This is a genomic window from Ligilactobacillus pobuzihii E100301 = KCTC 13174, assembly GCF_000349725.1.
GTDB lineage: Bacteria > Bacillota > Bacilli > Lactobacillales > Lactobacillaceae > Ligilactobacillus > Ligilactobacillus pobuzihii.
Genome location: NZ_KB714703.1, coordinates 92,674 through 114,342 on the forward strand (window position 1 = coordinate 92,674; position 21,669 = coordinate 114,342).

Genomic DNA, 21,669 nt, shown 5'->3' on the forward strand with positions numbered 1-21,669 from the left:
ATTGTGTCAGTGGGTTATTACGCCAGTCAGAACCTTGGGAGTTGTACTTGCTTGCAGGTAATGCCTGTGCAAGTCCATAAGCTCCAGAACTTGGGTTTGTGGCATTAGTACGCCAACCTGATTCTTTGCTAACTAACCAATTAGCGGCATTTATTTCACTAGGCTTAAAACCAGCTTGTTTAAGCCAATGGCTGTGTGAACCACTAACATGCCCACCACCACCGGTACCAACATCACCAGGTCCCCACATACCATTAATGTGCAAATGATCGTAGTGGTCATGGTCACGCCATGGTGTCCAACGATTGGCGCCTTCACCTAGGCCATTAAACTTAGACCCACGTGTCTTAATTTTTCCTTGCGTAATAACATAGCCGATTTGTTTTTTGAAATGGTCAAACACCCAGTTAGCCGGTTTCCAGTATCTGCTACTATGCGAAACACCAGGAAAAGCAATATCAACAGCTTGGTGCTTGCCATGATAGCTTCCTTTACCTGGGCGATAACCGGAAGTATATACCATGCCGAACTTCTTCATAGCTTTTTTAGCAATGTTCCATAAATAAGCATAAACACCATGAGCACCCATTTTTCCATCAAAAGAACCGCCTACATCATCGTGAGCAGTCTTTAAGTCTTGTAGCATTTTCTTGAATTGTTTCCAGATACCATTAACAAAAGCCTTGTTAGTTGCAGGCGTGAAATTAGTTATAAACTTCGAACCTGTAACCTTACCCATCGCTTTAGAAGTAATGTTCTTCAGCGACTTAATCGGGTGCTTGATGAAGTTAACAATACCGTCCCACTTATCCTTAAACCAACCTGTTAAGTTACTGAACCAGTTTTTAGAACCACCAGCATAATGTGCGATAGATGAACCAAACATGCCACGACTAGCACCATGTGGGATAACTGTTTCGTCACCTTCAAGATTGATCAACGCGTTCTTACCTTGAACCTTATAGGCATGGCCACGTTTCAAGATAGCTTCTTCACCGCCACCATCGTTGACCATAGCAACACCACGATAGCCAGAACCACCATGAGCTAACTTATGAATCTTACCGAGGGCATTCTTAGAACCACCAAATGTATGAATAACTTTGTTAATGCCACCAATACCGCCGTTAATAAATCCAATGGCACCATTGATGCCGTTCTTAACGTGTTTCTTGATTGATTTTTTAATGCTCTTGAATATGCCCTTGACGCCTTTTCCAAAACCACTGAACGCTTTGGTAAGCTTTCCAAGACCGCCACCAGTGAGTTTGTTAAGTGAATCGTACATCCCTTTGAAATGGTCATGTGCGCCTTTTTTAATGCTTCCACCAATTCTAGAAATGTCTTTCCCTAAACGTCCCCAATGACCACTGACTACATCTTTCATAGTTTTGGTGATTGCTTTGTTTGTCTTAGCACCATTTCTAAAGTCACGCTTAGCAGTTGACCACATAGATTTGGCTGCGCTAATAGAGCGCTTTTTCATATTATTAAAATAGCCAGCAACAGCACTTCTTCCATCGCGAGAAGATTTTTTAACAGCTGACCAACCACGAGAGAAATGTTTCTTAGTAGAGCGCCACATGTTCTTGGCTTGGTTAATAGAGCCTTTTCTCATTGTATTGAAGAACCCTCTTACTCCTCCGCCACCTGCTTTGGAAGCTCTCTTAATGTTACTCCAACCCTTAGAAAAGTGCCTTTTAGTTGAACTCCACAGGTTCTTAGCGTGTTTAACTGCGCTTTTCTTCATACTGTTAAAGTGAGATACAATGGCTTTCTTGCCATTCTTAGTACCTTTTTTAACTGCATTCCAACCATTGCTGAAATGCTTCTTAGTACCGTTCCACAAGTTCTTAACATGTTTTACGGCGCCTTTGTACATTTTGCCAAACCATTTTGTAACGCCTTTAAATATTTTCTTAGCAGATTTAACGATACCATTAACAAATTTGCGGAACTTCTTATTGTGCTTATACAGTTCAATAAATCCGACAACTACGGCTGCAATTGCGGAAGCCAGCAAAATAAACGGGTTTGCTTTTAAGAAATTGAATGCAGCTCTTAAGCCTCTTCCGGTTGCCTTTGCAGCACCAACTAAGCCTTTCATAGCTAACTTAGCACCTTTGGTAGCAACATGAGCGGTGTATGTGATTGCCTTTTTAATGCCTCGGCCAGAAGCCTTTAGCACTTTTCCAAGACCTGATACTGTTTTTTTAGCAGCACTTGTCACGACTTTAGCAGACCAAGTGATTGCTTTTTTAACACCACGTCCACTAGCCCTAAAGGCTTTTCCAAGACCACCAACAACTTTTTTTGCTGGCCCTGCTGTTACTTTAGCTGTCCATTTAAGAGCCTTTCCAATGCCACTACCAGCTTTTTTAGCAAATCCTCCAAAAGTTTTGATCGCGTTCTTAGCATCAATAAATTTTTTAGGAATGCTTCCAATAACACCCAAAAATTGTTTTGCTTTTTTTACAGCAAACAAAATCATTAGGGCATCAGCCGCTCTTTTAATAGCAGTCCTATGTTTCCCAATGTCTAATAAAGCATTAGAAATTGCAGCAAGCGGGTCTTTCATAGCTTTTGATTTGCCAGTAAGTTTGCCGAAGACGTTAACTAAATCAGAAAAAATATTTTTTATTTGTTTCCAAATTTCTTTGCCAAAAATTTTAGCAATATAAGCGATACGACTACCGATCAACCCTAAAATAGCGCTCTTGCTTTTTACTTTATCAATCATATTAACAAGCACACCAAAGCCTTTTTTAGCAACTCCAGCCATGCTGTTAATAGCGTTAGTGATATTCTTTTTACCAATTGCATCAATCATGGCCTGTATACCATTAACAACAGTAGATTCGACGTTACCAAAGGCACCTTCAAATGCTGCGGTACCTTTTGCATATTCCTTGGCTTTGTCAGTCATACCAAGATCTTTAATGGCTTGATTAAACTCGTCAGCACTTATTTGACCATCTTCCATTGCGTCACGAAAATTGCCAGTAAAAGCGCCATTTTTCTTCATGGCTTCTTGCAATTTACCGGACGCACCAGGAATAGCGTCAGTCAACTGGTTCCAGTTTTCTGTTGTTAATTTACCAGCACCAGCCGTTTGTGTCATGACCATCGCAACTGATTTAAAGTCGTCTTTAGTACCACCAGCAACAGCGGTCAAGTTACCAGCGGCTTCAGTTAGCTTTTCAAAGTTTTTAACACCGTTGGCACCTAGTTGAGCCGTGGTACTTGAAACATCTTTAAGATCATAAACTGTTTCATCAGCGTACTGTTTAACTTCTTTACCAACTGCTTTGATTTTGTCTTTACCAAAGCCAGCCAGTTGCATTGTAGCTTCAAAGCCCTGCATAGCATCAGAAGCGTTCTCAGCTTCTCCAACCAAACTTGTTAAATAGCCTCCAACTTTTTGCAAACCAGAAGCAGCAGCATTACCGATAAATGAACCACCAATGATCTCTTTTAAGTTAGAAAACTTTGATTTAGTTTCTTCGGCTTCATCTTGAATATTATGCAAGCCAGAACTGGCGTTGTCATTCAATTCTAAGTTAGTAACATACTTAGCTGGGATATTGTGCAATAATTTCTCATAGTTGATCACTTCGCCTTTTTCAGCTTTAGCGAGCAATTCAGTAACTGTCTTTTTAGGCAGTTTATTCAATAGCTTATCAAAATTATTAATACCGTGTGCTTGAGCATCAGCAGTTAGACGTGTGATCGTTCTTTTAGGCAAAGTGCCCAATAGTTCATCAAAAGAACGTATCTCGCCACGTTCAGCTTTAGCTTTAAGTTCTGTCCGAGTTTCTTCGGGTAGTTCAGCTAGTAATTCATCAAATGAAGTAATTTCGCCACGCTCTGCCTTTGCTTTTAATGCGGTGCGTGTTTCTTCCGGAACTTCATCTAAAAGCTCGTCAAAGGTCGTTATTGGCTTAGTATTACCATTTGCCAACAACTCGGTACGTGTTTCTTCAGGCAGTGAGTCAAGCAGATCATTGAAATTAACAACTTCGCCCTTTTCGGCTTTAGCCAATAATTCAGTGATCTCTTCTTCTGGCAGTGCTTCAAGTAAAGCGTCAAAATCAGTAATGCCCGCGTCTTCAGCTTCAGCTTTTAATTCAGTCAAAGTCTCGTCGGGCAGTTTTTCTAAGTTGGACTTAGCATTGGCAACTTTCTCACTTAAATTGCTGTCATCGCCTTCGATGGACTGTTTAACAGGGTCAGAAAAATCATTTTTAACCTTTTTAGCAGTTGAGCCTGACTTATCACTGACCTTTTCAGCATTAGCGTCAAAATCTTCGCTTAACTGATCACCAGTGCCTTGACCAACATCTTGTAATCGTTTATCGACCTTGTTAGCGTCGGCCATGATCTTATCGATCGCCATATCAATATCAATTCTTATACGTCCATCACTTGCCATTTACTCACCCGCCTTTCGTGTAAATCTATTAAACATGTTATCAAGTGCCGCTTCGTTTCTTTGTTCTTGCGCTCTAACAGAAGCCTCATCAGTTAAAGCATAATAATCTTGCAGTTGTTGAATTTCTTGTTTTTGCTTAACATCTTCGATCTGTCCAACATCTGTTTCGCGTATTTGTATGATCTGACCAAACCACGTTTTATCATTCAACCCATGCAACAGCGCTTTAAACTTATCCCAATGAAGATTACCTTGTTCATTGATCAAGTCAATATGATACTGCTGCATAAAACTAGAGTAGATCGCTTCAGCGTCCTGCTCATATGAGAATGAACGTGCTGAAACGTCACCAGAACCACTAGAAGCACCATAGGAGCTTTCGTTGATGTAAGACGCAACCTTTTCCACTCCCTGAACTAAAAGCTCTGTATCACTGTTATTTAGAACGTAATTAACGGCGTCACTATCAAAAAATACTTCAAATGCAATCAAAATTTTGTTCGATTCACTAACGTCTTGATCGTCCATTAACTTGTAGAATTGCAAAACATTATCAAAACACAAATTAAGCCGGTAAGTTTGCCCTTGATATTCAAGGGTTTCCTCCGGTTTGTCTGTCAAACTAAGCATTCAATCACCGCTTTTTAGCGTTCTGTTTGTTGTTTTTAGTATATTGTTTTTCTTTGGAACGACGTTGTTCGCGGTTATCACGTTCAGAAGCTTCTTGTAACATGCTAATAGCTTGCCACAACGCATTGGTATCTTCGTGATAATGTTCAAAGATTTCTTGACCAGCGCCTTGTTCAATATAATCATCAAAGAAGTTAATAGCCGTTTGATTTACTTGGTCCATGATTTTGTTGGACTCTTCTTTGTCTTGATCAACAGAAAATTCATCGATCTTAGCATTACCGTTTTCATCTTTTTTAGTCAGTTCATCAATCTTTTTGAAGTAACCGCCCATTTCAGCCATCGCGTCGATCGTGGCACGTTGGAACTTGTCGTTGAAATAAATATTATAGGTTTTACCACCCAAAACGACTTCGGCACCATTTTGAATCTTTTCATCAATGTTTAATTTAATTGCCAATGTGCAATACCTCCATAGGAAAGCCGCGCCTTGCGGTATTATGATTTTCTCACGCGACTATTGTTATTTATTCTTCTAAGGTAGTCTCCCCGACGATCGCCTCACCGACCACCGGCGGGGTATTTATTCCCCCGAGTTGTCACCATTGCCACTGTCGTTATCACTGGCTTGTTTAACTTGAGGTTCGCCGTTGTAGGTAAATGTCACGTTAAACGTTTGTTTGGCATTTGGCGCACCACCAGAAGTAACGATTCCTGACAAAGTACCCATACCAGTAACAGTTGAGCCGTCGGTACGTGTCCATCTCAAGAGAGTTTTACGTTCATTACCAAGCGTAAATTCTTTGCTGGCCACGAAGTCCTGTGCAGGGTCTCCTTCTTTACGATGTCCCGCAAATTCAAGCTGTTCACGCATACCAGTTACATCGTCAGATTCGTAACCGCCACCGTCGTAATAAGCAGAGTTATCTACGGTTTCGTTAGAAGTAGGAGTAACAGAGTTAATCCCAGCAGCTAACGGCGCCCAATCAGCTTTTTCGACATCATCCATAGTTTTATTACCAGCAATATCAATTTCATACCGGTTTAAATGGTTAAGAGTAAAATCTCCAATTTTATCAGCCATAATTTAATTGCTCCTTTTATATCTATTTTTTAAAACAGTGACCCCGATTTCGAGGCCACATCTTACTGTTTTCAGGTCAGCCATTAATTCAGCTGGCGCAGATTGAACTTCAAGTGTTTCAAACTCAAAGTCCTTGGTTACTTCTTGACCTTTTTCGTCGTATTCTTTTAGGTCAGTAATACTTTCTAAGTAATCACTGATCACAAATAACTGTTCTTGTGCCTTCTTCAATGCACTGTAATCACCAGAAGCAACTTGCATAGTGATTTCAAAGTTATATAGCACGTCTTGCGTACCGTTATAATCTTCATCTACCACATGCGAGCCGGGCAGACGAGTTAAGGCAATGCTGTTCGGTTTGCGTGGGTCTAGGAATCCAGCAACCAGAGAGATGTTTAGTTCTTTTTGAATATTGTCGGCTAGAACAGCTTGTAAATCCGTTGCCATTATTTCCACCCCGCTCCTGATATAAATGCTTCTTGACACTTTTGCATAAGGTCGTTACGCGCTTTTAATCGTAAGTCCCAGCGCTTAGATGTGCCGGGCGTTGAATAGTTATGCACGCTCGCACCATTAACAACACCATAGAACTGCGCTTTGGCATACGGCATTACATAATCAATATGCGAGCCGTCAACGGACATCGTGGATTGATTACGCAAATTACCAGCTTGTTTTGGTACAAACTGTTCCATTGCTTGGTGTGCGTCGTTCATAAATGCACGCCGACCATTTAACATAGCTTGACGACTCAATTTCTTACGCATACCAGATAAATCAACACTCACATTAACGCCCATTACAGCACCTCCAGTTCGTAAGAAAACAACTCATTGCTAAATGGTTGCCGATTATCAACTAACCGCTCTAAGGTGTACTCATGGCCTTCAAACGCGATAATTGATTGAAGGTTATCTTGCGTAAGTTTAGGCATTGGACTGGAAACATTTGCGTACAAAAAAACAACGGCACTAGCAACTATCTGTCGGTCGTTGTTTGTTCCTTGATAAATTGTTTCTGGTTGAAAAACCACGTGATCAATTTGCACCGGTGTAGCATACTCTGGTTCAGGATAGAAACCATCGCCATCGTCTTCGCCCAGATACTTTTTTAACGTGATCGTTTGTTTAGCTGCATTTTTTGGGAACTTTAACATGAGCAAACACCCCGATAAAGTAGACCCGTTCGAACTAACAATGAATAAGCCACACTGTACAAGCCTGTATTCCCACGTGTGGCCGTTCTGATGTCGCCACTGTCAACTGACGTCCTACCAACTGAAAAGTGCGTCACATTGTTTTGTGCCACTTCATAGGGCGTTGCAACTCCCACATCATGCGAGAATTCAACTTGTAATGCTAAAGCTCGTTTGAACAACTTAGCACGTTCAGGGACATCGTTTTCTAAATCATGAATGCGATAAAAATTCTTGGTCTGCACATCGAACAAAATTTCAGCATACGGCTCGACTTTATCAAAAGCATCTTCATCAGGCACACGAGAGAAACCCATATCGTTATATTCTTTAAATGTTAAATATGCCATGTGCACCTCCGTTAATAACCGCCAGAACAGTATTCTTATTGTTAATTTCGTTGACGATTATATTGTTGAATTTATGAAACGGCCTTAGAATGGCCCTGTCAGCACACTATTCTGCTGGCTTTGCGATTTCTGCTTGGATGATACTTGATAGTTTAGTCTTAACACCTTGTTGGTCTAAAACTTTTGCTAGGTCAATATCGCCGTTCTCGTCAGGAGCGACAGATGAAACAGATTGAACTTTTCCATCTTTACCTGCTGCACCAGTTGCACCTTTAGCTCCTGTTTCCCCTTTGTCTCCCTTATCACCTTTAGGACCTTGAGCCCCAGTTTCACCCTTAGCTCCGTCCTTACCAGCAGGGCCCTGTTTACCAGTTGCCCCAGTATCGCCCTTATCACCTTTAGGACCTTGAACCTGCTGCATTTGGTTCAATTTTTCGGCGGTAATCACATCTTTATCTTTCCATTCGACTGCTTCAGCCATTAAAATCATCCTTTCTTGATTATTGTGCTTTTGCACTGCCCACTTTAGCCGTGCCGACTAGGCTGTTTATTTTCCCGAGTCTTCTCCGTCGCCACCGTTCTTTTTGCCAACACGTACGATTTTAGCGTCATTAGCAATGGCAACAACATAATGTTCGTCAACGTTGACCTTAGTTAATTTACGGTCAATATCACGTTGGCTTTCTACTTGCACACCACGTTTCAGGTAAGTTTGCAAAGCACCAGCCATAACTGCAATAGCTTCGCCTTCTGCCAACTTACGAGAACGTACGATTTGCCAACCAAACAATTCACCAAAGGCACCTGATACTAAGATTTGGTCGCCTAATTCAGTGGCACGTGTCCAGTTTTCTGCGGCTAATTTGCGCAACTTGTTAGCGTCCTTAGGATTCAAGAACAATACACCTGTTGCGGTGTCATCAGTTTCGTAGTTAAAGTCTGATGTGCTATCGATCATTGCGGCAGAAATCTTGTCAGGCAAATCTAAATCAATTTCTGCGTTAACTTGCAAAGGTGCAGTTTTAGCAACTTCTAAAACATCGTTATCGACCTTAGATGCAATTGATAAGCCCAATTGGCGAGTTCCTTCGTTCATCGGTTGACCATAACCAGACAAAACAGCTTCATCGGTTAGTTCAATACCGATACCAGCCTTTTTGATCTTAGCTGTTTGTGTGGCTGTTTGAAGTTGGTTGTACTGAATAGCAGCACCTTCAGCTACGTCTTGCGCATCTCCAATGTATTTGTACCGTGGGATCGTAATTGTATCGCCTGGGCGTCCAGACAGTTCTGTATTTACTGGTGCGATAGAACCAAACCGCATTGCTTTAGGTAATTGAGCTTGAATCATGGTAGCCATAACTTCAGGGTCAATTAATTCCTGTAATCTTGTTAAATCATCAGCCATTTACATATCCTCCTATTATTCTTTTGTGGCTTCTTCATATTCTTTGGGATGGTCTTGCTTAAATTGCAAAATATCCTTGTATGAAGCTTTTGAAATATCGAATTTACCATCGCCACCACCAGCAGGATTCCCCTTTTTGGTAATTGTGACGGTTGGGCCATCATGATTATTTGTATCTTCTTGTTTGAACAAATAATCATTTCCAGCCTTAACATTTTCGAGCTGGTCATCAAGTCCTTTCAAGTTATCGCCATCAACAGTAACCTTGTCTAAGTCGAGTAACGCTTTGACTGCTTTAGTGTTTTTAGCACCAGCGCCCACCAGAGCATTCTCAACTTTAAAGTCTTTAGCCTGTTGATCTAGTTTAGCTTGATAGTCATCTTTGACCTGCTTATTTGTATCTTCGAGTGATTTGATTTGCTGTTTGAGATCATCGTTATCGCCAACATTCTCTTTTAAATCTTTGAGTTGCTTATCACGTTCGGCAATCTGATCATTCAAGCCATCGCGTTCCTGTTCCGCGGAGGCAGTTTTTGCTTGTTCAGCCTGAATGTCCTTACCATGGATAGCCATGATCTTTTTAACAGTTTCCTCATCTACTCCAAGGTCCAATAATTCTTGCTTCTTCATTTACAAAAACCTCCTACGTTTATTTACTGGTCTACGAACCAGAATTTTTGCATGAAAAATAAGCAGTTTATTTAATGGTCATACTCGGGACCATGCTGTTTATTTCTTAATAACTACTTGCTCAAATTGCCGTTGACGTGTTAAGAAATCATTATCCTTAACAATGTCACGCACTTTGGCTTGTTGGTTACGAATACTATGCTTGATTTGATTGGCTTTCTGTGTATCACCAGCACGTTCAGCCGTATCAAACTTATATTTTAATTGCCTAATTGATCGTTGATAATACCGTTGTTTTTGCTGAATACCGGCATTCTTAACCGCTTGTTTCGGGTCATATTGTTCTTGGAAGTTATGGCTCACACCTTCCACATACGGATATAAACGATGGGCGCAATTAATTCCTAAAGTGCCTGCCGGATAACCATACCCATGCTCATAAATTGACGGATATTTGCGGTTATATCGCCCGTCAGTAGTTGGCACTAATGAAACCACTTTGCCTTGAATCTTGGAACACGCTTCACGTGCTGCCGGATGTGACGTCATAACTGCTAAAACAGAATCAAAGTCTTTCATGCTTTGAATGCGTACATCATTAAACGTCCGGGCACTGGTTGAATCTAACACAGTCCGTGTATAGCCTTCTAAGCTCCACTGATGTCCACCTTTATCGATTAGGCTAGTTTTAAGCCCTTTGTCCTGCCACTGATGAATATTGTCCACTAAGGCACGCTGTGGCGTTTTACGGCCTATCTGCATATCCAAAGTCGTCTTATTGATTACATCTTGGAACATCTTAGTAGCAGAGTTTTCACCATAGTTGGTAGTCAGTAACGTTTGATTGACATTGTTATCAATATCTCGGAACGTCTGCCGACTATATGACTTAATTATATCGTGCACTTCAGGACTAATCGGCTCATGTTTGCGCAACATAGTAGCCAACTGACTATTTATCTGGTTGGCAACCGTTAAGCCGTTATCATTGATCAATGCCTTAATTCTGCTTTCTGCTGCACCAGAATAACGACTAACTAACTTAATAACCTCATCAGTCAGACCGCCAAGCTTTTGTAGCATCTTCAAACGCCACTCAAGCGGATGTTCATTATCTTTCATCAATGAGCGAGTGTTCTTAGTGGCGTCGATCAGTAAGTAAAAGATTTGCTGTTGCAAGTCAGCGTATATATCAGCTGTTGCATCAGCTTGTTTCTTGATCATCGTCGGTGTCAGTATCTTCTTCACCATCGCCAGCACCTCCACCAAAGCCAAATGCACCTACTTCTTGGTTAACAGGCGGTTCAGGTGTTTCAGCTTCTACTTCTTCAATAAGTGCTTTAGCCTTATCTTCATCATAGCCAAGATTGCGTTCGATAAAGAGATACTTAGGCATCATTTTACTTTCAACCATTTGTAGGTCTTTGGTGAATTGTGCTTCTTTATCGACATAAACACCGTCATTAAAATCAACAGTAATATCAATTGAATCAATATCGCCACTCCATAATGGCCGGCCATCTTCGAATAGGTTACTTGCTTGTGCTAATTCAAGAATAGACTTGACTAAGCCACGAATAGTTTTGTCAACCTGTGTTAGGTAACTAGAACGCGTCTGATATGTCATTGAGTTATTAGATACAACTTCAGTGGCCGTTTTAAGTCCTTCAGGTGTGGCTGTAAATGTTCCCTGGGATAAGCCAACCTCATTTTCAAACTCGCTGACAAAGAACTCCATTGACTTCTCAAACTGATCGTTACGAATGTTAGTAGTTAGATCAGTGATCTTTAATGAATTAGGGTCGCCATACATAGCTTCATAAACGTTCTGTTCAGTATCAAACATTGGTGGGTGTGTTTGCTCACCGTTGCCAGCAAATTGACCACCAGAACGTAACATTTCAGCAGGAACAGCCACCCGACGTTTGCCCATCTTAATCTCCCATACAAATTGATCGTGCGTTCGGTTAATGGCATCAACTACATTCTTACTGTTATCAATCAAGCCTAACCCAAGTGGGCTTTCTAACGTCTGGTTATTTGCTCCAGGTGTTTTAAAGAACGTAAATAAAGGCTCTTTCAAGCCAGACAAAGTAACTTGTGGCTCAAGTCCAGCATATTCATCTAACATGTCAAGTGGTACTTGATCGCCTACATTATCAGCACTCTCACTCCGATATAGTTCATTAGTAATTTGATAGTCGCCGTTATTTAACCATTGATGGAACTCCAGCAAAGTATAATAAGCTTGTTTATTGTTTTCAGATCGTACCGTTTTACTTGCGATACATGCTTCATTGACTTCGCTGGTGTTAGATTGCAACGGATAGAACTGATCAGCCACTACCCACGCTAGTTTGATTTTATTGCCATCCACATAAGGACGGATAGCACCAGAACCAAACGCAATCCACTTCTCCAGATATTCTTCTAAGGTCGTATAGAACTCTTCATCATGTGCTATTTGATCAAACAAGTCTTGCGCAGCCTTATTATTGATCTGCACAGAACATTGCTCGTTAAAGATAATTGATGCCAAGCGCCTTGCCGCCATCTTGGTCACGTTAATAGACGATAGAGCACGTTTACAATCTTGACCGTATGAGTTCTTGTAGTGTATTTTTTCGAGATTATCAGCATAATACTTCTTAGCTACTGCAATGCGTTCATATTCATTGGGACTAATTGCCACACGATCATCGTCTGTTATTTGCCCTAAGCTTTTAACAACTCCCAATTTTGCACCTCCCCGTCTGAATAGATTTTTGATACTAGAAATAAGGGTCACATTCCCACCTCCAGCTCACGCCCACAAAACGGGCAGAATTTAATGTGTATCATTGACTCAATGCAATCATCAAACAAAGAAATAAGCTGCTTATTCTTAGGATTTAAAAACATAATTGGGTCGCCCATCATGCCGGTTGATTCGTAATATTCTTCTTCCCTATAATCATTACGTGTAAAAGGCATAATACAAATGTCACCATCATCATTCGTTTCTTCTGGTTTGCTTACTTCACAATACTCACACATCTTGTTCGCCTCCGTGTAGGGTCTATTCTTTAGTTTTATATATAAAAATACCCCCGAACAAATCGAGGCAAAAATAAACATTGATTTAATAGCATTCCTTAGGGTCCATTTATAATAAATAACCCCTACCATCTCAAGCCAAAGTCACGTTCATCTGAAATGCAAAGATACATAAATGCATCGACGGTGTGATCTGCAACTTTGATTACTTCAGGATTGTCCGACTGTAATGTCTTTTCATCCCACTGATAACGCTCATGCTCGTGAATGAATATTTCATTAGCAGGTATATTCAAATAAAAGAACCTGCCTTGTGCAAGCAAATCCTGTGTACGGTCAATCATATCCGCTTTCTTTAATTTGTGTACCTTATACCAATGGATACCGTAATCTTTATAGAACTGGTTATCCAAAGCGCCTTCAGCACTATCAATCGTCATTCTAGTTGGGTTCATATGATATTGTCCTGTTACTTTGTTGATAAAATCATATAAGTCCTTTGACAAATCAGACGGCGCTTTCTTGTTTGATTTACCTTCAGGCGAATAGTAATAGGTATCTAACAGATAGACATTGCCCTTGTTAGTCAATCCGTATGCTCCGCACGTGGTAGCACTAACTTCATGACCTGTATCAGCAGAAAAGTATAAGCTCATAATGTATTGGTCATCTGGTAGTTCATCAGCAGCATGAAACAGGTTCATGTTGTACACGTTCGTCCCTAATCCAACAACTTCGCCTAAATACAACCAACGATAATAGTCGTAATCATTCTGCTTATATTTATCAATCAATTTTAGTTGTTGGTTAGTAGTAAAGCCCAGTTCATCGTCAAGGTATGTTGATGTATCAACTAAATAATCAGGATCGTTTTCTTTATCGGTTACCCATTCGTTGACCCAATCGTAAGGATTGCGTGGAGGGTTATAGCTAAAGAATATTTGCACTTGATCAACATACGGTGACTTATTACGGATAAATGTTGGTATTGATTGGTCAAATACTTCAGGGCCTTTTACGTTTGCAGCTTCTTCAAACCACAAATCAATAATGTTTGGCACTGTATTAGACTTTAATTTCAGCGGATTATCCGCACCGTAAAAGTAGAACGTTGAGCCAGTTAATATATGCACGATTCTCAACGGACTAGAACGTGGCTTAAACTGTCTTGACATACCAAACTTATCAATAGCCCAAAGTATTTGTTCATAGACGGAATCACGTAAGTTAACGGCATTCTCTCGAATGCAAACGACGTTAGCCTTGTGCCCGTCTTTTATCTGATCGAGCATATTAAGAACTAACCGCATACTGATAACAGATGATTTAAACGAACCACGCCCGCCTTTAGCAATAATATAAGGACACTCTGCGTACCATAGGACACTGAAATGTGGGTTTATCTCTTTATCCAAGTTAATTTCAACTGTCTGCATTTTCATCTTCCTTTGGCACATTATTATTAATGACTATCCGAGTATTATCGCCAGTTGCTTCGTTGATTTCTCTTGCTTTAGCTTCAGCAATATCAGCTTCAGCTTTAGCCTTGCGAACTGATTGCTTAGACATTTCAGGACTATCACCGTCAGCAGAATAACCAGCCATGTTCAGAATAGTTGTACTGGACTGTAAGCGAACCATTTCAGACTTAGCTCCAGTTGCTAATTTGTGGATTTGCTTAATAGCATCAGGCACGTAACTATCAATTGCTAATGAACGATACTCACGTTCTGCTTCTTGGAAGTCTTTATCTTTTTTCCACTTAGCTAAAGTGGTCCTTGAGCGGTGGACTTCTTTAGCAATTTGCTCGTCCGTTAGTTTATCTTCAAACAGTAAGATAACGGCTTTCTTATGATTGGCGTCCATCTTTGAAAAAACGCCATTTCGTAAAGTTTTGTCACTCACATCAAGAACTCACCACCTTTCAGTTATATGTATCTACAAACACGTCCACACAATCAGCCACACTATTAACAGCCCACCGTAATACATCACAGCGAACAGTACGACCAAGGCTAGAAGCACGGCTAATGTAGTTAGTAATTAGCCTTAATTACTTGTCGTGGTTTTAAACCATTGAGCCCGTCATCGAGCTGTACCATTAAGCCTTTTTGAATGTTAGTATCTTCTACCAGTTTAAAAGCTTCGTATGCTTTTAATTGAGCTTTTTTACGTAATGTAATTAAAGTATCGTATACCCAATTCTGAAACTCTTGTGCTTGCTTTTGTCTTGAATGGAAAACTGCTTCAAAAATTCCTTTTTCAGTTAATACTTTAATTTGTCTTTTGCTCCCCGAAATGCCTTTATATCGGGTTACGTCCACATTATGGAGTATGATATTTCATGCTTTTTGAGCTACTGGGTAAGCAATAACCTATGTATTTCTCATTGCATTAAAAAAGACGCCTTTCAGCGTCATGATAATAAAATTTACTGTTCTTCGTTTTGATAATCACTGTTGAATTTAAAATTAATCATCAATAACATCTGCACAAAATCTAAAATAAGTTTAGCGTCCTCTTTATTTTTGGATGTCTGACTATGTGTTGCACTGTTTCCTTCCGTCCTAATTTTGTCTATCCAATCCCTACTTTTCGAAGGAACGTAACCATTATTGACTAAGTAATCAACATAGTACACAAAGCCTTTTCCATCGTCTGCTCCAAAATAAATAGCAGTATTTGCTAATATTTTGCGAGAAATAAGAATAACTCCTGTAAACGCTCCGGCTTTATATGAATTTCTAGCTTCATCATAGATCTCTTGAACGTTATCAGGAAGACCTTCTATGGGTATTCCGTATGCTGCTCCTGGAAGCATTTTTGCACCTTCTTTATATGATGGTCGACCACAATGGGGGCAAATATATACTGCACTGCTTGGTTGCCATTCGCTACTATAATAAAAACCAATGTCACTTCCTACTTCTTTACCACAATAACCACAAATATAATTCGCTGAATCCAGTCTGCTTAAGTTTCCCCATTCTTTTGGTATCAGATTGTTTTCCTTTAGTTTCATTTCATTCACCTCATACCAATAATACAAAAGCCCAGCTGCAATAGCCAGGCTTTCTTGAGGTAAACAAAACAACCAAATTATTTAGTGTCGCTTGTTGAAACGACTATGTACGCCCCGAACCCTTAACGGGGCAATAACAGTAACGGAAATCGAATCCGTTGTGACTTTAATTCAGTTGTAAGAATAAGTTTAGGAGTCATATTAATGTCTATCATTTGTTTATGTGCTCACGCCTACCAGGCACTGCTACGGTTAGATCGTGCTAACCACACTATAAGATTTCCAAGGGAGAAAAAATGCGGGAATTCTTTTAAGCTTTTTGTAAATTATAGTTTGGCGGTGAACCACCACCGCTAAAGAAAGCAGGTATTAAATAAAACAAGAATTCTCATACAAAACAACTTAACTAAGCTTTTTTGTATATTACAAATATACAACACTATTTAGGGTATTTTGTGCAGTTTTTGTGCAGTTTCATTTGTTCAGTCTTTCCATGACTGCATCAATAAAAGCATTCTTGTGGTCATACACGCTTCTTCGCGATAGCCCAACCATTGCAGCTATTCCATCAGCATTATATCTTTGGTCTTCTCTCAAATAAAACTCATAGATAATATCGTAAGTTGTATTATCCAATAAACTGCGTACTTGCTTATCCACACATTTGCCTAATACATACGATACTGCTTCTTGTTGCTTGTACAATGCCTTGAGTTCAACGTCTGCATCTAATTGTTCAACTGACCGCTCAATTGATTCATTACGGACATTCTGCGCACGCCCACCGTTGATGTTCTCATCTTTGAATTCTTGATAAGGATGTAAGATAGCTTGACGGCGTTCGTGTATCAAACGATTAAGATGTGGATAGTTCTTGATAACTTCGATTGTTTCTTCTCGTGTTGCCAATAGATTGCCTCCTAAAATATCCTGAATAACTGATTCAATTTCTCATCTAAATCACATGCTCTGCGTTGTGCCTTTGTCTGATACATCTTCGGACCAATGCGGCGATAAACTAATCGCTTAAATATCTTCACAATCACGCATCTCCTTCCAAGTCAGGATTTTATATTTTGGCTTTTCTTGCTTAGCATCTCTACTGAGTTTTCTCGCTGTGATGCCTAAATGCCTAGCAAGCTGTGTTAAATTCTCATAGCGCTTAACATCACCATTCTCAAACAAATAACGATATCTCCATCGCTTTACAATCTTCTTATATGCCTCTTGCATGTTGTAATGCTTGAACAAACGGCAAACATCACGAGCATTCATTCCTGGGCTGTAGCGTTCTAATCTTTTAGCAATTGCATTAACACTTTCGGCATTTTCTGATGCTTCAATCAACATTTCTTGCGTAATCATAGATGTTTTATCCTTACGTTTACGTTTCAGGTCAACACCGTATTTCTTAAGAACTCGATATATTGGCGTATTGCTGTTATACCCTAGATCTTTAACAATTTTAGTCACTGGTACACTAGATTGATATTGTTCAACGATATATTTTTCTTTTTCTGCCTTGTTCAAATTAATTAAGTCTTCTCTTGGGATTACTACTTTTCCCGTAGGATTTTCTCGCGCTTTAACTTCAGGTCTTTTATATAGCTTGCGGTATGCGATCACATTCGGGTCATGCTCAACTTCGGGATTATCCCAATGATGATAACCATACTTGCGATCTAAATACTTAACTAATTCTCTTGTGCGTTCTTTAATGTCCTCACGTGTTAATATCGCTGTCATATACGTTCCCTCCCATTTGGAAATTCTTTTGCATATTCTTGCTGGTACCACAGACAATATTGCTTAATGACCGCTGCTTCTTCGAGGTCATTTAACATGCTGTATTCTTCGCTAGTTGTGTAAAAATCTATTGCGGAATTGCCTATACACGATAGGTAATCAGATAAGCTTTTAAATGACGTACACATATATTTTATTGAATATTGTTTTAAATCTTCTAAAACTGCGTTCATTTCTTTCTGATGTGGATATTGATTCACGTCTTTCAACTCCTTGTATTTATTTTTTAATCGATTAAAACGCCCCGCAACGGTAACGATCCGTTGTTAAAACCAATTCGGGACATAACTGCCGACGGGCAAAACAAAACAAACTTTAAAAAGGGCGTTTCCTTCTTTCTGTAATTTGATATGTCGGCAGATACTAGCTAGCTTGGATAGCGTAAATTTATCTAGGTTAATTAAATATATTGAGATATTTAAAAGGCCCATCACTCTCTTTTCTATAATTTGAATTTCCTCACTAGCTAAATGCTGGGGATGAAGTTTTGAAGTTTTTTTGGAGATGCTTTCCACACATCCTCTTTTTTATTTTTCCCAGCATATGAGCGAGAGAGTTTTGGCACTCAAACGCCCCATTAACGTGACCTAATTTGCGCTTTGATTTGTGAGTATCTAAGCACTTAGATCAACGTGTAAACTTGTATCATCTTCTTTCTTTCAGCCAACTTTTTTGTCTCGATTGTCGGTTCGAGCGATTATGCAAAAATATTTGTTGGCCTTACTCGCTTTGCCGTTATCATAAGCAAGCTGTGGTCGGAGCTGAGAAATAATTGTTGATACCTTTTTGAGTTTAGGCTTGATTGCTCCGACTAATGAGCAGAGTGACTTTGACACCACAATGCCCTAAATTTCTAAAATACTTTTTCTCCGTCAACTTCCACGATTGCCTTGTATAACACTTCATCACGTTCTAATTGAGCTAATTTTGTATAAGCTGTCAATGTATCAGTATCAGCTAGTTGTGCAATATGGCGCATCACATCAGCAACACACGCATCTTCTAATCCACATGTAACAACTAACCAGTGATAGACTTTTTGCTGATTTTCATTCATTTTTGTCACCCTCCAATAATTCTGGATTAGCATGAATATTGCCAATTACATAGCAATCTTTTGACAAGTTCATTCTTTTTGGTATCGGATGTTCATCGTCGAATTGCTCTGGCTCGTCAGTAAATATTTTTGTAATAACTACACCTTGAGAATTCCAAATTCTAACTGTCCCCCACAACGTGGTCGAGATTGAATAGTCGTAATCTATAAAGCCTAATGTTACTGGGTCATAGTTAGCTCCCCATTCTCGGTTATACTCAATTTGAACAATGTCATTTTCGTAAATTTCCTTGCCGTTTTTATCAACAAGACCAGTAAATTGTTCTAACTCCCATTCACTTTTTAAATCTCCATTAATGCCTGAATAATCAACTGCGCAAGTTGCGCCTTTTTGTCGTTCAAAATCAAGCGTTTTGATTTCAACTAGCTCTTCTGCAATCTTGTCCCAAGCTCTGAACTTAATCTTTCTCATGCAATCACTCCTTACTGTCCGATATAGTCATGGATGTCATAATCAAGGCTTGTCATTTTGATCGGTTCAAATTTCTTTTTAGTGTCCATAATCTTCAACCAGAACCACCCTTTGCGTGGGATAACTACTTCAACAGGCTGGTTTTGAGTTGATTGAATTAAAGCGAATCTCAATCTAGCGTCTGCCTTTACTCCGTAGCCTGTAAAACTGTTCTTCACGTCAATTAGATGTCCTCTACCCGATTGATCGATAACTACAAAATCAGGCTTATAATCATGTCCCTTGCAATCCGTCCCGCCTAATTGATATGGCTCAATAATTCTAATTGGGCGGTGTACGCTGACTTGCTGACATTTTCCTCTAATAAATTGGCGATAGAAACTAGCTTCCTGCTGTGAATCAAACCTATATCCATCTAGCAAAGTTTTAATTCCTTGATTTACGCCAATTCTATTTGACTGCTTGCTCATATTTTTCAACCTCACGTTTTAAAGCATTTAAAGCATCGTTCTTGGCATCTTTAATCAGTTTGATATAATCTTGCACAGAACGAACTTCAACGTCTTGCATCCCATCACAGTGGTCAATAAAGCCACATAAGGCAGGCTCTAACTTGCCGTAGTACCATTGACCGCCTCTAATTTGTTTAACCGCTCCAGTATCTTTATCTGTAACTGTCTTCGTTTCATTCAAAATATAATTGTAAGGGTCACGTGTGATTGTGAATTGATCGTTAATTTTGATTTCAAGCTTGCTTTCTTTATTTGCCATTTAAACCAACCTCCTGCTTATTTTTGATTGTTCATGGATAATTTACTGTTTAATACATTTAGCTCACTCTATTGGCTCACATTGTCCATTTAACGTTAAATGTGTGTCCGTGGTATCGTGAATTTGTCATAACCGTTATTGATCATTCCTTGGTCAACTTTCTCGGGCTTGTGTATCTCACTGACGATATATGGCTCACGACTGCCACGGACTAATGTGTGCGCTCGTGGATTCCAGTTGATAACGTGGCGGTCGGCTTTAATCTTCTTCGGCATTAGGCACCTCGCTATAAGTTTCCTTAAAAGCTTGATTGCTCATCACTCTTAATCTTGGCAAATCTCTAACCAACCAATCGCCAATTTTTATTTCTTGTTTCAAAAATATAAGTTTAGGGTTTAAAAAATAATGAATATCATCACCGTACTCTGATTCAGCACCTTCTAGTTCTGCTCGGTTAACTTCTCCAATACCATACTTTTCAATCATTTCTTTTGAACCATCAAACTGTTCTGCCCGAATTGTGGTGTTGCTTCGAAATGTTTTAATCACTCTTGCACCCCCTTAAATCTCAAATACTCACGCCACCCTAGTGCACCTACAAAGTTAGCTATCAGCGCAACATCATTCTTTTTGCCTTGATATTCTGCTGTTTGATCGTGATAGGCCAGCTTAATGTGATTGTCGCCATACACATATTTGGCATTGATATCGTCCATTTTCCAAGTTTCGATGGACTCTAAGAACTGTTTTCTAGTCATTCTTGTTCCTCATCATCTGGTGCCCATTGAGCTACGAACCTTGCTCTGGGAACTTGCATAAATGTATCGTCAATAAAGTTTACCTTGTAGCAATCATCACCGTAGCTGTTATAAACTCTTTCAGTTTTTACATGGAAAATCGGGTCTATGCTCTCAACCAAACATTGTGAAATATCGTCTTCTTCATCGACACTAAATATATAAGGGTCAGGTGCTCCCAATTCGGTTAGTTTGATTATCTTCATTCTTCTACCTCGACTCTCTTATAGATAGATTCATCTTCTAAACCGTAATATTTCAGTTCTTCGACTGTGAACTGCTGATTATAATCATCGTTGTAAGCAGAACTTGAACCTTTAAGTCCGCCGTCTGTATGTTTAAAATAAAATCTATTCTCAATGTGTGGCACTTTGACGTTCCACTTCTTATCAGGGATAACTTCGATCAATGATTCGTCAGTCCACGCACGAGCAAAATCACGCTGTACGTCATTCAGATATTTTGGTGGTGCAGAATAAAATAATTTGTTGTTTAGATTTATGCACTCGTCCCTATGTTCAAAAATTAATACCATTGCGTTATATAAAGCCGTTACATGTTTTTTAATATCATCGAACTCTCTCTTCTCCTCTTCAGTAAATTTAACTTTCGGATAAAGCAGGGACTTGGGAATGTCAATGCCATCTGCAATATCAAAAATTGGTGTTAATCGTCCAGATGGCTCATGATATTTGACGATAGGAACTTGTCCGTCACTTGTTGTTCTAATTTGCTCTGCGTCTTTTCCGTAAATCGTTATATAATCTTCCATTTTGCTTTCCTCCATTAGGTTGCTGACTTCTGAAACATTCTTGGGTGCTCCATAGTATATTATTTCGATCCTGAGACCGTCATCGTTTTCAATACGTAAAACAGTAGGAAATGCAATAGAACGTTCTATAACCGCTTGGCTTAAATTCAGCTTGTTACATAGCCACTCCCATTGCTCTTGCGTCCGTACTCGGTAATACTTGGCCAT

Annotated in this window: 30 protein-coding genes; all 30 read right to left on the reverse strand. The window is 39.6% G+C overall.

Going from position 1 to position 21,669, the window contains the following annotated elements; genetic code table 11:
- A partial coding sequence (locus LACPOB_RS12325; protein ID WP_017868780.1) for an aggregation-promoting factor C-terminal-like domain-containing protein occupies positions 1–4,432 on the reverse strand: 4,432 nt, incomplete at its 3' end.
- Positions 4,433–5,062 (reverse strand): Gp15 family bacteriophage protein, encoded by a 630-nt coding sequence (locus LACPOB_RS12330; RefSeq protein ID WP_017868781.1) that lies wholly within the window; start codon positions 5,060–5,062, stop codon positions 4,433–4,435.
- A 4-nt stretch (positions 5,063–5,066) separates the two neighbouring features.
- Complete coding sequence (locus LACPOB_RS0110535) at positions 5,067–5,522, reverse strand: hypothetical protein (protein ID WP_017868782.1); 456 nt, start codon at positions 5,520–5,522, stop codon at positions 5,067–5,069.
- 123 nt (positions 5,523–5,645) lie between these two features.
- Positions 5,646–6,146, reverse strand: a complete 501-nt coding sequence (locus tag LACPOB_RS0110540; RefSeq protein ID WP_017868783.1) for a phage tail tube protein — start codon at positions 6,144–6,146, stop codon at positions 5,646–5,648.
- A gap of 3 nt (positions 6,147–6,149) precedes the next feature.
- Positions 6,150–6,593 (reverse strand): hypothetical protein, encoded by a 444-nt coding sequence (locus LACPOB_RS0110545; protein WP_017868784.1) that lies wholly within the window; start codon positions 6,591–6,593, stop codon positions 6,150–6,152.
- Positions 6,593–6,946 (reverse strand): minor capsid protein, encoded by a 354-nt coding sequence (locus tag LACPOB_RS0110550; protein ID WP_017868785.1) that lies wholly within the window; start codon positions 6,944–6,946, stop codon positions 6,593–6,595. Before LACPOB_RS0110550 ends, LACPOB_RS0110545 begins: the two co-directional genes overlap by 1 nt.
- On the reverse strand, positions 6,946–7,302 hold the full coding sequence (locus LACPOB_RS0110555; RefSeq protein WP_020480966.1) for a putative minor capsid protein: 357 nt from the start codon (positions 7,300–7,302) through the stop codon (positions 6,946–6,948). Before LACPOB_RS0110555 ends, LACPOB_RS0110550 begins: the two co-directional genes overlap by 1 nt.
- A complete protein-coding gene (locus LACPOB_RS0110560; protein ID WP_017868787.1) occupies positions 7,296–7,691 on the reverse strand; it encodes a head-tail connector protein in 396 nt (131 codons plus the stop codon). The genes LACPOB_RS0110555 and LACPOB_RS0110560 overlap by 7 nt, the downstream gene beginning before the upstream one ends.
- A 106-nt stretch (positions 7,692–7,797) precedes the next feature.
- The gene (locus tag LACPOB_RS13235; protein ID WP_017868788.1) at positions 7,798–8,172 is read right to left on the reverse strand and encodes a collagen-like triple helix repeat-containing protein; all 375 of its coding nucleotides are present in this window, start codon (positions 8,170–8,172) and stop codon (positions 7,798–7,800) included.
- Positions 8,173–8,238: 66 nt separating this feature from the next.
- Positions 8,239–9,099 carry a N4-gp56 family major capsid protein gene (locus LACPOB_RS0110570; RefSeq protein ID WP_017868789.1) on the reverse strand — a complete coding sequence of 287 codons (861 nt, stop codon included), beginning with the start codon at positions 9,097–9,099 and terminating at the stop codon, positions 8,239–8,241.
- A 15-nt stretch (positions 9,100–9,114) separates the two neighbouring features.
- Complete coding sequence (locus tag LACPOB_RS0110575; protein ID WP_017868790.1) at positions 9,115–9,729, reverse strand: phage scaffolding protein; 615 nt, start codon at positions 9,727–9,729, stop codon at positions 9,115–9,117.
- Positions 9,730–9,828: 99 nt separating this feature from the next.
- The gene (locus LACPOB_RS0110580) at positions 9,829–10,980 is read right to left on the reverse strand and encodes a phage minor capsid protein (RefSeq protein ID WP_017868791.1); all 1,152 of its coding nucleotides are present in this window, start codon (positions 10,978–10,980) and stop codon (positions 9,829–9,831) included.
- Positions 10,934–12,466 carry a phage portal protein gene (locus LACPOB_RS0110585; protein ID WP_235803857.1) on the reverse strand — a complete coding sequence of 511 codons (1,533 nt, stop codon included), beginning with the start codon at positions 12,464–12,466 and terminating at the stop codon, positions 10,934–10,936. Before LACPOB_RS0110585 ends, LACPOB_RS0110580 begins: the two co-directional genes overlap by 47 nt.
- A 47-nt stretch (positions 12,467–12,513) precedes the next feature.
- Positions 12,514–12,765 (reverse strand): hypothetical protein, encoded by a 252-nt coding sequence (locus LACPOB_RS0110590; RefSeq protein ID WP_017868793.1) that lies wholly within the window; start codon positions 12,763–12,765, stop codon positions 12,514–12,516.
- Between the two features lie 125 nt (positions 12,766–12,890).
- On the reverse strand, positions 12,891–14,201 hold the full coding sequence (locus LACPOB_RS0110595) for a PBSX family phage terminase large subunit (RefSeq protein WP_017868794.1): 1,311 nt from the start codon (positions 14,199–14,201) through the stop codon (positions 12,891–12,893).
- A complete protein-coding gene (locus LACPOB_RS0110600) occupies positions 14,188–14,670 on the reverse strand; it encodes a helix-turn-helix domain-containing protein (protein ID WP_017868795.1) in 483 nt (160 codons plus the stop codon). The genes LACPOB_RS0110595 and LACPOB_RS0110600 overlap by 14 nt, the downstream gene beginning before the upstream one ends.
- A gap of 131 nt (positions 14,671–14,801) precedes the next feature.
- Positions 14,802–15,089: a BRO family protein gene (locus LACPOB_RS0110605; protein ID WP_017868796.1), complete on the reverse strand. Its 288-nt coding sequence runs from the start codon at positions 15,087–15,089 to the stop codon at positions 14,802–14,804.
- A 107-nt stretch (positions 15,090–15,196) separates the two neighbouring features.
- Positions 15,197–15,787 carry a DUF4145 domain-containing protein gene (locus LACPOB_RS0110610; RefSeq protein WP_017868797.1) on the reverse strand — a complete coding sequence of 197 codons (591 nt, stop codon included), beginning with the start codon at positions 15,785–15,787 and terminating at the stop codon, positions 15,197–15,199.
- Positions 15,788–16,261: 474 nt separating this feature from the next.
- The gene (locus tag LACPOB_RS0110615; RefSeq protein WP_017868798.1) at positions 16,262–16,696 is read right to left on the reverse strand and encodes a DUF722 domain-containing protein; all 435 of its coding nucleotides are present in this window, start codon (positions 16,694–16,696) and stop codon (positions 16,262–16,264) included.
- Positions 16,697–16,813: 117 nt separating this feature from the next.
- A complete protein-coding gene (locus LACPOB_RS0110625; protein ID WP_017868800.1) occupies positions 16,814–17,533 on the reverse strand; it encodes a hypothetical protein in 720 nt (239 codons plus the stop codon).
- On the reverse strand, positions 17,530–17,793 hold the full coding sequence (locus LACPOB_RS0110630; RefSeq protein ID WP_017868801.1) for a hypothetical protein: 264 nt from the start codon (positions 17,791–17,793) through the stop codon (positions 17,530–17,532). Before LACPOB_RS0110630 ends, LACPOB_RS0110625 begins: the two co-directional genes overlap by 4 nt.
- Positions 17,794–18,446: 653 nt before the next feature.
- Entirely contained in the window at positions 18,447–18,650 is a 204-nt protein-coding gene (locus LACPOB_RS0110640) for a hypothetical protein (protein WP_017868803.1), read from the reverse strand.
- The gene (locus tag LACPOB_RS0110645) at positions 18,643–19,122 is read right to left on the reverse strand and encodes a YopX family phage-derived protein (protein ID WP_017868804.1); all 480 of its coding nucleotides are present in this window, start codon (positions 19,120–19,122) and stop codon (positions 18,643–18,645) included. The genes LACPOB_RS0110640 and LACPOB_RS0110645 overlap by 8 nt, the downstream gene beginning before the upstream one ends.
- Before the next feature lie 11 nt (positions 19,123–19,133).
- Complete coding sequence (locus LACPOB_RS12160; protein ID WP_017868805.1) at positions 19,134–19,592, reverse strand: DUF1064 domain-containing protein; 459 nt, start codon at positions 19,590–19,592, stop codon at positions 19,134–19,136.
- Positions 19,573–19,893 carry a hypothetical protein gene (locus tag LACPOB_RS0110655; protein WP_017868806.1) on the reverse strand — a complete coding sequence of 107 codons (321 nt, stop codon included), beginning with the start codon at positions 19,891–19,893 and terminating at the stop codon, positions 19,573–19,575. The genes LACPOB_RS12160 and LACPOB_RS0110655 overlap by 20 nt, the downstream gene beginning before the upstream one ends.
- A gap of 95 nt (positions 19,894–19,988) precedes the next feature.
- Complete coding sequence (locus LACPOB_RS0110660) at positions 19,989–20,168, reverse strand: hypothetical protein (RefSeq protein ID WP_017868807.1); 180 nt, start codon at positions 20,166–20,168, stop codon at positions 19,989–19,991.
- Positions 20,152–20,442 (reverse strand): hypothetical protein, encoded by a 291-nt coding sequence (locus tag LACPOB_RS0110665; RefSeq protein ID WP_017868808.1) that lies wholly within the window; start codon positions 20,440–20,442, stop codon positions 20,152–20,154. Before LACPOB_RS0110665 ends, LACPOB_RS0110660 begins: the two co-directional genes overlap by 17 nt.
- Entirely contained in the window at positions 20,439–20,651 is a 213-nt protein-coding gene (locus LACPOB_RS0110670) for a hypothetical protein (protein ID WP_017868809.1), read from the reverse strand. Before LACPOB_RS0110670 ends, LACPOB_RS0110665 begins: the two co-directional genes overlap by 4 nt.
- Positions 20,648–20,896: a hypothetical protein gene (locus LACPOB_RS0110675; RefSeq protein ID WP_017868810.1), complete on the reverse strand. Its 249-nt coding sequence runs from the start codon at positions 20,894–20,896 to the stop codon at positions 20,648–20,650. The genes LACPOB_RS0110670 and LACPOB_RS0110675 overlap by 4 nt, the downstream gene beginning before the upstream one ends.
- A complete protein-coding gene (locus LACPOB_RS0110680) occupies positions 20,893–21,669 on the reverse strand; it encodes a hypothetical protein (RefSeq protein WP_017868811.1) in 777 nt (258 codons plus the stop codon). Before LACPOB_RS0110680 ends, LACPOB_RS0110675 begins: the two co-directional genes overlap by 4 nt.